The 9,517-nt window shown below is 54.6% G+C and carries 9 protein-coding genes and 1 pseudogene; 4 read left to right on the forward strand and 6 right to left on the reverse strand.

Annotated features, from left to right (window positions below):
- Nucleotides 1–107 precede the first annotated feature (107 nt).
- Nucleotides 108–962, forward strand: coding sequence for an ABC transporter permease (locus tag QNK41_RS08780; RefSeq protein WP_319255827.1), 855 nt, complete (start codon nt 108–110; stop codon nt 960–962).
- Nucleotides 963–1,145: 183 nt separating this feature from the next.
- Nucleotides 1,146–1,559: pseudogene (locus tag QNK41_RS23020) on the forward strand (VOC family protein).
- Between the two features lie 77 nt (nt 1,560–1,636).
- On the opposite strand, the gene QNK41_RS08790 reads toward QNK41_RS23020, so the two are convergent.
- The gene (locus tag QNK41_RS08790; RefSeq protein WP_319255831.1) at nt 1,637–2,500 is read right to left on the reverse strand and encodes an epoxyqueuosine reductase; all 864 of its coding nucleotides are present in this window, start codon (nt 2,498–2,500) and stop codon (nt 1,637–1,639) included.
- A gap of 93 nt (nt 2,501–2,593) precedes the next feature.
- Nucleotides 2,594–3,526 (reverse strand): NAD(P)-dependent alcohol dehydrogenase, encoded by a 933-nt coding sequence (locus QNK41_RS08795; RefSeq protein WP_319255833.1) that lies wholly within the window; start codon nt 3,524–3,526, stop codon nt 2,594–2,596.
- 211 nt (nt 3,527–3,737) lie between these two features.
- On the opposite strand from QNK41_RS08795, the gene QNK41_RS08800 reads away from it, so the two are divergent.
- Nucleotides 3,738–4,895 carry an endonuclease/exonuclease/phosphatase family protein gene (locus QNK41_RS08800; RefSeq protein WP_319255835.1) on the forward strand — a complete coding sequence of 386 codons (1,158 nt, stop codon included), beginning with the start codon at nt 3,738–3,740 and terminating at the stop codon, nt 4,893–4,895.
- Between the two features lie 511 nt (nt 4,896–5,406).
- Entirely contained in the window at nt 5,407–6,543 is a 1,137-nt protein-coding gene (locus tag QNK41_RS08805) for a hypothetical protein (protein WP_319255837.1), read from the forward strand.
- A gap of 86 nt (nt 6,544–6,629) precedes the next feature.
- Here the strand turns inward: QNK41_RS08805 and QNK41_RS08810 are convergent, their stop codons facing one another.
- From QNK41_RS08810 to QNK41_RS08825, 4 genes are all read right to left on the reverse strand, one after another.
- Nucleotides 6,630–7,619 (reverse strand): threonine/serine dehydratase, encoded by a 990-nt coding sequence (locus QNK41_RS08810; RefSeq protein ID WP_319255839.1) that lies wholly within the window; start codon nt 7,617–7,619, stop codon nt 6,630–6,632.
- Between the two features lie 153 nt (nt 7,620–7,772).
- A complete protein-coding gene (locus QNK41_RS08815) occupies nt 7,773–8,159 on the reverse strand; it encodes a DUF2784 domain-containing protein (RefSeq protein WP_319255841.1) in 387 nt (128 codons plus the stop codon).
- Nucleotides 8,160–8,184: 25 nt separating this feature from the next.
- Nucleotides 8,185–9,045 (reverse strand): PAS domain-containing protein, encoded by an 861-nt coding sequence (locus QNK41_RS08820; protein ID WP_319255843.1) that lies wholly within the window; start codon nt 9,043–9,045, stop codon nt 8,185–8,187.
- Between the two features lie 182 nt (nt 9,046–9,227).
- On the reverse strand, nt 9,228–9,517 hold a 290-nt coding region (locus QNK41_RS08825; protein ID WP_413815131.1), incomplete at its 5' end, for a hypothetical protein.

A 9,517-nucleotide genomic window follows, 5' to 3' on the forward strand; every position in this document is an offset into this window, starting at 1 on the left:
AACTGGAACCAGGGTGCGGCCTTCGGCTTCCTGCTGCTGATCCTCTCTTCCACGATTATCTGGATCGGGCTCAAACTCACCCGCCAGAAACTCAGCCAGGTGGTTCAATGATCCGTTCGCTGCCCAATACGCGACCCTACACCCTGGCCTTCAAGCTATACATCGCCCTATTTTTCGTGTTCCTTTTCGCCCCGCTGTTCATCACCTGCGTGCTGGCCTTCAACGACTCCCAGTTTCCGGCGCTTCCCTGGAAAGGGTTCACCCTCGAGTGGTTCACCGCGGATCTGCCGGAGCGGGTGGGCATCTTTCACGACTCGCTCAATCTTTCCGCTATCGGGGTGAGCTTCAAGGTCGCCTTCTGGGTGTCGATCTTTTCGACCCTTGTCGGCACCTGCGGAGCCTTTCTCTTCGAGCAGGAGAATTTTCGCTTCAAGCAGGCGCTTTATTTTCTCATGCTGGCCCCCCTCGTGGTCCCCGGCGTGATTCTGGGCATCTCCATCCTGCTGTTTGCCAACACCCTGGGGATGTTCTTCGAAAACACCTTCAATCTGGACGTGCCCCTTTTCAGACCGGGATTCTGGCTGGTGGTGTTGGGCCAGTTTTCTTTCATCTCGACCCTGGTGACGCTGGTGGTGTCGGCCCGGCTGAAAAAATTCGACCACAGCCTGGAAGAGGCGGCCCTGAACTTAGGTGCCACACGGCTGCAGGTGATCTGGCACATCACGCTCAAGTTCCTTCGTCCCGCCATCATCGGTGCCTTTGCGGTGGCCTTTCTGATGTCTTTCGAAAATTTCAACACCACCCTGTTTCTGGTGGGGTCCCAGTCCACCCTGCCGATCACCCTCTATCTTCAGGTGCGCGACGGTTCCACGCCCGTCATAAACGCCGTCTCCTTTCTGCTCATCGTGGGCACCTCAATGCTGGCGGTGATCAACCTGGCCCTCAGTCGCAAAAAGGAATAGCAATAGGCTTTAGATGATTTATTTGGACTGCGCTCTTAGTCGTCGCGGACTACCGATACGACTTCTTCCTTCTCTCCTTGCATTTTAATTTTCTTAAAGCCGAAATCACGGCAAACAAAACGAATACGGAGGTAATTGCAAAATGGAACAAAAAGCATCGCCAACTTGGCAATATCGCTTACCGTGAAGGATGCGGCGAGCGCGTTGACTTTCTACTCAGCCGCTTTGGGTGCAGTGGAAGTATTCCGCATGCCCGCACCGGACGGCGGTGTCGCCCATGCCGAATTTTTGGTTGGAAATACCCGCATCTATATATCGGACGAGGCCGAGGAGTAGCAGGCATTTGCACTGCCCGAAGGCACTACCGCTTCGTGTCTTTTTTCGATCATGACCGCGGACTGTGACAGCGCCTACGACAGAGCGATCAAGGCCGGCGCCGAATCAATGCGTGAACCGGAGAATCAATTCTGGGGAATGAGATCTGCCATTGTCAAAGATCTATATGGCTACCGGTGGTCTTTCAGCCAACTGGTTGAGGAAGTTTCACCCGAAGAATTAGCCAAAAGAGCACAGGAATTTTTCTCATCGAAGACATAGGTTTCTGCTGGACTGGCGTCGCCCAAGACAACTGCCGCTGAAGCAGACGACACACATGACGACGGTCAACAACTCGTTTAGCCCTCATCCGGGTTCGGGATGTGATCCGTGCACGGTACGCCGGCCTGGCAAAGGCCACAGGCATAGGTGTTGATTTCATAGGCATTGCGGACAAATGCGTTCATCGTGACGTTGGTGTACTGCTTGCATTTTGTTTTGTCATGGCCGGCGTTGCTGATGGCTTTGACCGGGCATCGGGCAATGCACTTGCCACAGGTGCCATGGGAATAAAAAAGGCAGTAGGCGTGACGATCCGTGTACGGGCGCGGGCTTGGGACGATGGACACCCGCGCGACGACCGAACCGGTCCGCATGGCTTTTCCGACCGGGGTGATCAGCCCGTCGCACAACCCGAAAGTGCCCAGCCCTGCCGCATATGCCGCATGCCGTTCCGACCAGTTGGAGCATGGGGCGTAGGATCCCTGGCTCGATTTGCTCCAGAATGGCGCCAACACCGGGGCGACCGCCTGGATGCCGGCTTCGGTCAATTTTACGACGACATGCCGGCGCAGTGCTTCGTTGAAGTGTTCGCCATGATGCCTGACGTAAACCCATCGTCCGGACGGTCGCTTTGTCTCGGTGGCCTGGTCATGGCGGGTTTGGGATGTAGAGGGGAGCACCCAACTGATCACCGTCAACGCGCCAGGCGAACCTGGCGCTTCTTCCGGAAACGCCAGGTTAAAAATGTCGATGGGACGCAGATAAAAATCGCCGATGTGTCGCACGTATTCGTCGTACAGAGGGTCGCTGCCGCTGGAAAAGCCGACCAGCGGTGGATCAAAAGCCTTTTCACCGGTAGGCGTGTTCAGGGTGTTTTCACGCGATGACGCCACGAAATTGTTAATGATGGCCGTTATCCAGGCACTCCGGTCGGTTTGCATGGGTTTCCCTTCGTTTTTCCGGTTAACGACATTCTGTGCAGGCGACGCGCAAGCCGGATATGTTAGGATGCCCGTTGACGGCGCGTGGCCGTGTCATCCCATATGAATGACGATCTTCCCCCGGGTGTGTTTGGTTTCCTGCTGAACGTGGGCCTCCCGGATATTCTCCAGCGGGTACACGCTGTGGACAACCGGCCGGAGAACGCCGGTCTCGACCCAACGACGGACCTGTTCCAGGTCATCTCGGAGAGACTTGACCAACACCACTTTGGCTTTGCGACGGGAGAAAAGCCGGGTCAGGATGACGCTGAGAAAAACATGCGGCCGGATCACCGTGGAGACCCACACGCCCCGATCGCTCAGGATCGGTTTGACAGACCGGAAGGGCCGGTTGCCGAAGACATCGAAGAAGATGTCGAATCGCTGCCCGGGGGCGGCGATGTTCCCGTGACGGTAATCGATACAGCGGTCGGCGCCTAAATCAGCCAGATAGTCGTGGTTGGGCGGGCTGCTGATGGCTGTTACCCTGGCGCCCATAATTTTAGCGATTTGAACGGCCATGCTGCCGACGCCGCCGGAGGCCCCGTTGATGCAGACCTGCATTCCCGTTGCGATGCCGGCCCGGTCGCGCAGGGCCTGCAGGGCCGTCAGCGAGACCAGGGGCAGCGCCGCTGCTTCGTCGAAAGACACCCCTTCCGGTTTTTTGCACAACCGGCCGGTGCTGACGGATACATATTCGGCGCAGGTGCCCCCCTGCCAGCCGTCCAGCATGCCGTAGACCGCTTCTCCAACCGGTGAGTCCGTCACACCTGGTCCGATCTCGGCCACCTCGCCGGCAAAGTCGAAACCGGTCTGAATGGGGAACTTTTCGCCGGTAAAGCGCTTGAAGCGACCCTTGCGAATGAAGGTGTCTTTGGGATTGATGGCCGCTGCACGCACATGCACGAGTACTTCGTCCGCCTGCGGCCGGGGGACAGGCACGTTGTGGACGGTCAATACGTCTGGCGGCCCAAAGCCGGTTATCACGGCGGCTCTCATGTCGATTGTCGGTTCCTCCGTTGGTTATGCTCACGGGTTGCAAGGCGGATAGATTTCCAGTTCGCTCGCTATCGCGGTTCACCGCGATCGTGAACCCTGCTCCGATCGTTGAGATGGCTTCTGGTACGATAGCCGTTGGCCGGAAGAAAAAGATACGGTTACTTTAGCGTTTCTTTCAACATTTGGAAAGGACCTGACTATGGAATATTGGAAACTCAAGTATCTGGAACCTGGCAAACGCCGCCGGGCCATTGGCTATCTAAAGGCCCTGCGCCGGTTTCTCGACGAGCAATTGCCCAAGCGCACCGCCCAGGGCACTCTGGTCCTGGGCACCTGGAACATCCGCAACTTTGACAACAACCGCTTTGGCAATGGACCCCGCCTCGAGGAGACCTTTTTATACATCGCCGAGGTGATCTCCCGTTTCGACGCCATCGCCGTCCAGGAGATATGCCGTGATCTGCGGCCAATGGATCGGTTGATGTCGATCCTTGGGGATGAATACCGATTCATCCTTACCGACGTCACCGAAGGCCGTTCAGGCAACGAAGAGCGCCTGGGATTTATCTACCACCGTGACAAGGTATCCTTCCAGGGTATTGCCGGTGAGATTGTGCTGCCCGAGAAGATGCTGATCAGCGACGTGACCCATAAACTTCAATTCGCCAGAACACCCTTCGCCTGTGCCTTTCAAAGCGGGTGGCTGCGGTTCATGCTTGCCACGGTGCACATCTACTACGGCAGCGCCTCGAAAAAGTCGGATGCTTACCAGCGTCGGGTCAAGGAGATCGAGTCCGTGGCCCGCTTTCTGGCCAAGCGGGCCGCCCGGGAAGACCAGACCTACATTCTGGTCGGCGACTTCAACATTGAAAAATTTGGAGATGCCACTGCCGATGCCCTGGAGCAGGCCAAATTCACCATTGTGCGCAACCGGGAGGGCAGCAACCGCACCCAAACCAAATTTTATGATCAGATCTCCTTTTGGGCTCGTGAGGGCGAAGTGAGAATGGCGAAAACGGAGCGCGCCAACGGGGTCTTGCGGCTGTTCGATACGCTTTTCCGTGGCACGGATTTAGATCTCTATGACAACGATGTGGATGCCACGCTGGCGGCCAAACTCGCGGCCATGGATGCAGAACAACAGGCGTGGGAGGCCAAAAAACCTTCAAAGACACGTACCGGGAAGCTGAAGCGGTTGGCAGAAAAGCTCGCGAAAACCCGACAGGTCCGCGCCGACAGGAACCTGCGCGAAGCATACTATCTAAATGAGTGGCGCACATTTCAATTGAGTGACCATCTGCCGCTGTGGGTGGAGCTGGATGTGGATTTCGCAGAAGACTATCTGGATAGCCTGTAACAGGTCCCAAAAAAAAGGAGCGATCATGAAGAAACGAAAGCTGGGCAGCCATGGCCCGGAAGTATCTGCAATTGGCCTGGGGTATATGGAATAAGGAGCTCCTTGCCTTAACAAATGAGCGTGGTTTGGAATAAGCGCGCATGCAAAACAAGAGGAATCATACACAGGGCTATCTCACCCGTCTCAACTTCCGTCGCAGAGGAAATCATTGCATATTGCAACTGCATTTTGCAATATGCACCAGATTTTCATAGATTCCGATTACCGAAAAAATGATCGGTTCCCAGCGGGAAAAAATTTGAATCAATGCCACTATGCATTAATATTATATATAACATGATGTTATCTGATTTACCCTCCGAAATTGCCCATCAGGAATGGCCACGTGCTGTTTCTTTTTCGCTTTCATGATGAATAGGCTTGGTATTTGCTGCAGTATTGGTTGATCATTTGGCCAAAGGGGACGACCCTTGGTTGAATGGGTCATTCACATGCTTGCGAGGATGATCTCATGGCGTATCAATTTATCACGGTGGTTGGCTTCTTTCTATCTTTGTTAGTCGGCGCACATACTTTGTATGCCAGCAACCTGCCAGCAACTGATCCAGACTATTCCAGACTGCTTGACTTTATCGAATTGCAGGATTTACAAGACCCGTTGGTGGAATTCGGTGCGGCGGAAGAAGACTTTGATCATCAACTTAATCGGGAAAATATCGCTTATTTGAATCAGGATCAAACGCTATTAAAAAACATCAGAACACAGCTTAATAGCAAGACGCTAAACTATCAGTTGAGTACTTCCTCCAAACGATTGCTGGTAGTCCCGGAAAGCCGAGGCGAGTATGCCCAATTGTTCGAACAATACTGTCTGACAGCGGTGGACCACTTGCTTACCCGAATCCATATGCCCAGTCCCTACGAACAGATTGTGACACTCATGGGACCGCTGCCGACACTCGCGGAGCCGCAACAACCAACCGGCATAACGGCATACTTGGTGCACAATCTCGTCGATGAGTATGTCGAAGAGTATCTGTTTTACAATAAAGATGACGATCAGCGTAAAATTAAGATAAAATTGAGTAACCGCATGTTTGACAGCAAGATCGGATCGGTTACCTCCTTCTTGAAAATCGAAGCGGACAATCAATTTGAATTTGTTCGCGAACCTTACACCTTATGGCAGAACAGCGCTATAAACCCGTTCAATGTTCTTATCGTTCCCATAGAAGAGACCCTTCACATTCTCGTGCGACCCTTTACCGAAACTGCCATGCAAGCCGATTTGGTGCGATACAAACCAACCCAACTCGAGCAGGTGCAGCAGGTTGTCGACGAGTGGATGGTTGTGGAAGAGGCCATCGTAGGAGGTGTCGTCTGGCAGGTGATGCCGGAAATATTAACCCGCTTTTTACACGAAGGGTCGCCCGATCTCCTGGCAGATATATTGACCGAGCGTGAGGAGCTTCCCCAATACCGACTGCTAAGATCGGCGATCCAGGTAGTTACCGATTTGGGAGTCAATCAGGCGATAGAGGTTTATAGCAACAATCCGTTGGACTTTAGGAGCATGATCAGCCTTTCCAACATCTCCGCATCAATGGAATCCGCACAAAAGCGTCAACCCACGATGCAAATTGATTAAATCCGGAACGAAAACCCCCGCTCTACGCTACAGTCATCTTTTGCTGGGTTTGTTCAACGATGGTCGATGCCATTTGTGGATGGGTACTAGCAGACCCCATCCAGCAGGCACGGCAATGCCATAGCCGTTTGCAGTTCGACCCCCGACGCATTGCCGCCGCTCATCTGGAGAGCCACTTTCTTGCCGGACAATCGGTTCTTGATCTTAAAGGCCGCCCGAAGGCAGGCCGATCCGGCACCTTCGGTGAGGTTGCGGGTGTGGTGAGCGGCCAGGGCGATGCCCTCGTAGAGTTCCGCTTCGGTGAGCAGTACAAAATCCGCCAGGGCGTCTTTGTAGAGCCCAAATGGAACCGCATAGGCCGTTCCGGTTGCCACGCCGCCGGCAAAGGTGGTGTTGGGGGCGGTGACGACTTCGCCGGCCTTCCAGGAGAGGTAGGCCGCCCGGGAGGCCCCGGCCTGAACGGCGATGATCTCGATTTGCGGTCGGATCTGTTTGAGTACGGTGATGGCTGCGGCTGCCTCGCTGCCCGCGCCGATGGGGATGATCATCACATCCAGGTCCGGCACCCTCTCGATAATTTCGATAAACTCGGTCGCCACCCCGTTGATCAGGTGGGGTTCGTTGGCCGGATGGACGAAATAAAGCCCCCGCTCCTCCACCAGTTGAGCTACTTTTTGACCCGCTTCCTCGAAATCTTTTCCATACTCGATCAGTTCGGCCCCGGCGTCCTTGATGGCCTGCATCTTCAGCGGGTTCGACCCTTCCGGCACCACCACGGTCGCCGTCAAACCGAACATGCGGGCACTGGCGGCCACCGAGGACCCATGATTGCCCGTAGAGTAGGTGGTCACACCGGATATCCCCTGGCTGGCCAGGTGATGCATGAGATTGATGCCACCCCGGATCTTAAAGGTGCCGGTGGGATTGTGGTTCTCATGCTTGATGTAGACACGGGCACCGATGCAGCGGTCCAGGCTGGGATACAGCCTCAGGGGCGTCGGCGACAGGTGTGTTCGGATGATTTCCCGGGCGCCCAGGGCATGGGCCAGCGACAGTCGATCATGATCGGTGCTCATCGTTGTGGCTCCTTTTTCGAGTGGGGGTGGCTATGCGAAGATGGGCCCTTCATAGTTTCTGTCCTGACCATAAACCAGATTGGTTTAAGATAACAGATACAGGAAAGTTAAAAAATAGCCATAACAGATCCACCTTTCGGCAACTTTTTTAATTCATGATAATGTCCGGCCGTTTCCCTGCTTGGTCCGATTCACCAGCACCCGAGCGTAAACGAACAGATTAACCGCCAGAATGATCACTCCGAAAGCGATCTGCATTCCCCGCGTCAGACCGGCCGGGTAGACGAGCGGCATGACATAGTGGTCGATAAAACCGCCGTCGTATCCGGCTATACCGGCCAATTGTCGAAAGTGCATCTCCAGGGGTGTCAACGGACAGATCCACCCGCCAAATGCGATCAGTACGCCCCACAACGCACAGGGAAGATGCAGGAATGCAATTTTATGCCATTTGATGACGAGGATGCCACCCAGGGCAACGAACACGATGAAACCCAGGTGGACTATTACAATGATATCTGCGGCGAGTCCTTCAATCATGAGGGGTTGGTGGTTTGCTTCACGCTTACTGTTTATCCGATGCCTTATTGATATCGATGATCTTCGTGTTGCCGGCATAGTCCTTGGTTTCGTAACGGGTTACGCCTTGCAACTTGTCGGTGATGCCGCGCATGCGTTCAATCTGGTCGGTGAGTTTGTCGATATAGGCATGCGCCTCATGGCCATCCAGGTTCATGGCCATCAGCTCGGTGTAGCCCGAAATGGTCTGCAAGGGCTGGTTGAATTCGTGACAGACAGCACCGGCGATCTCCAGAACGCCTTCCAGCCGCTCTTTTTGCATGCGGTTCAGGGCCGCATGGTTTTTATCGGTCAGGTCCGAAAGGACGGCCACGCTGCCGCTGAGATTGCCCTGGCTATCCACTACGGGCGCCAGGTTGAAAAGAAAGTCCCGGCGTTGTCCGTCGGCGCACTGCACCTGGGTTTCGAAAGTGTGAAAGCCGGCCTTGTCGATCATCTTGTATTCTTCGCGCTGATAGGCGGCAGCCAGGTCGGCCGGGATCTGATCGGGCATCTCCATGGGGCGTTTGCCGATGATGCGGTCCCGGGTCAGACCCAGGATCTGTTTGGCGAAGACTTTATTGCATCCCTGGTAAACCCCTTCGGCGTCCTTGAAATAGATGGGGTTGGGGATGGTGTTCATCAAGGTGTCCATCAACAGAAGGAAGCTGCGCAATTTTTCCTCGGTCTGCTCCCAGCGGGCCTGGTTTTGCCTGTGCGTTTCTTCCTTGTCCTGCGTTTTTTGATTGATTTCCAGAAGGGATTGTTTAAGCGTCTGAATCTTAAGATCCTGTTGCCGGTACCGATGAAACCCCCATGCACCCAGACCTACTGGCAGAAGAATCAAAAACCAAAGTGTAGTGCCCATGGATGGGTTCTCCATTTGTCAGGTGAGTAATCCCTCTTTCGGGACGCTTCACCCTGTTTTTTTGCAACGACAGGGTAATGTCGTAAATTGTCTCCGCAGGAGTCTGCCTGCCGGGACGTTCGGTTCGGCAAAGCCGCCCAATGCCTTTCCCCGGTTGTATCCGTCGAGACAACCGGCAGGGATCAGCGACTGAGCACAATGCGATAGTGGGTTTTGCCGCTTCTCAATCTTGCGACAGCCGCATTGATGTCATCAAAGCTGAATGTCTCGACGACCGGCTTGATCTTGTGTCGAACGGCAAATTCAAGCATCCTGGCTATGGTTGCAGGGCTGCCAACCGGTGAGCCGGACACCGACCGTTGACCCAGGATCAGTGGAAACACACCGATATCCAGCGGATCCAAGGTTGCACCAACAAAATGTAAACGGCCGCGGGGTTTCAGTGTGCCGAGGTACAGATTCCAGTCCAGCT

It is taken from the genome of Desulfosarcina sp., from assembly GCF_033791525.1.
Lineage (GTDB): Bacteria > Desulfobacterota > Desulfobacteria > Desulfobacterales > Desulfosarcinaceae > Desulfosarcina.